This is a genomic window from Paraburkholderia sp. SIMBA_053, assembly GCF_046534895.1.
Taxonomy (GTDB): domain Bacteria; phylum Pseudomonadota; class Gammaproteobacteria; order Burkholderiales; family Burkholderiaceae; genus Paraburkholderia; species Paraburkholderia caledonica.
Map to the genome: position 1 here is coordinate 1 of NZ_JAWRXU010000036.1, position 1,524 is coordinate 1,524.

At 57.0% G+C, this 1,524-nt stretch carries 1 protein-coding gene; it reads left to right on the plus strand.

Annotated elements, in window-relative coordinates:
• Nucleotides 1-110: 110 nt before the first annotated feature.
• Nucleotides 111-1,127, plus strand: coding sequence for an IS110 family transposase (locus SB753_RS34330; protein WP_410804478.1), 1,017 nt, complete (start codon nt 111-113; stop codon nt 1,125-1,127).
• Nucleotides 1,128-1,524: the final 397 nt, after the last annotated feature.

Sequence of the window (1,524 nt, forward strand, 5' to 3'; positions counted from 1 at the left end):
GAATGAAAGGGACTTCCCCGTCCCGAATCAAGCGCCCGTTGCGGGTAACGGCATCAAAGTGCCACGATGGGGTTCTCACGCTCCATCAGCTCACTCGAAAGGGGAAGTCCATGGCAATCGTAACTCTCGGAATTGATCTGGCCAAGAACGTCTTTGCCTTGCACGGAGTCGGACCGACCGGCAAGCCCGAACTGGTTCGCCCGGAAGTCCGCCGTAGCCGGTTGCTTGAGGTTGTGGCGTCCTTGCCGCCCTGCCTCATCGGCATGGAAGCCTGCTCCGGTGCGCATCATTGGGCGAGAGAGTTTCAGAAGCTGGGTCATACGGTTCAGCTGATGGCGCCCAAGTTCGTGGCGCCGTACAGGATGTCGGGCAAACGTGGGAAGAACGATGCTAATGACGCTGCGGCGATCTGCGAGGCCGTAACACGGCCCAATATGCGCTTTGTTCCGATCAAGACGATCGATCAGCAAGCAGACCTGTTTGTTCACCGGGCGCGTCAAGGATACATTGAAGAACGCACCGCCCTGATCAACAGGATCCGCGGGCTCCTCAGCGAACTCGGGATCGCGCTGCCGCTCAAGATAAGTGCTATGCGCCAGGAAGCTCTCGCTGTACTGGAGGATTTGCCAGGCTGGTGCAACACTGCAATCGGAGACATGTTGAGCCATCTCGGTCGCCTGGACGAACGCATCAGCGAGTACGACAAACACCTTGTGTATATAGCGAAACAGAATGACCGAGCGCGCCAGTTGATGAAGCTCGCCGGTGTGGGGCCCACAACCGCGACAGCCATAGTGGCCAGCATCGGGAATGGGCACGACTTCAAGAATTCGCGGCAATTCTGTGCGTGGTTGGGGCTCACGCCAGGGCAGCACAGTTCCGGGGGCAAAGCCAGACTCGGAAGTATCACAAAGACCGGCGACAGCTACCTTCGAACGTTACTCGTCATGGGTGCGAGATCACTTCTCATGAAGGCGGCAGCTCATTCAGATCCCGTTAGCCGCTGGGCTCTGCAACTGAAACAGCGAAGAGGGTTCGGTCGTGCCGTAGTCGCCATTGCGGCAAAGAACGCGCGGATGTGCTGGGCGGCACTTCGCCTGGGCGACGCCTTCAAGGTTCCGGTCTAGTTACTCATTCGCTGAATATCCGGGTAGCTATGACGTTGTTTGTTGTGTAGTAAGGCCAGCACGATGTGACGTGCAGTTGTCGATGTGTAAAGAGGTTGGACCTGCGCTGAGGAATGCTCGCTCATGTTGTTGGGTGTAACTGGCACTGTTGTAGCCTGATCCCCGATCTACGACTGGAGTCTTCGGCGCGCGCCTTTCATCAGGGACCACTGCCCGTTTGTGGCAGTACAAATGTCCGTTTGTAGACACGCCGTCCATATACCTCGAGCTCGTCGCGTAAGTGGTGGCGCCGTACATCGCAAATAATAATGTCGCACCTGTCGACGTCGATCAGGTGCGGTGGATTGTTGCTTGCTAAAAGTGGGAAAGTCCTTGTAGACAACATGAAGACCGCCGT

What these genes read in the sequence shown, in the direction of transcription:
- SB753_RS34330 (WP_410804478.1), top strand. Translation starts at nt 111, where the DNA reads ATGGCAATCGTAACTCTCGGAATTGATCTGGCCAAGAACGTCTTTGCC.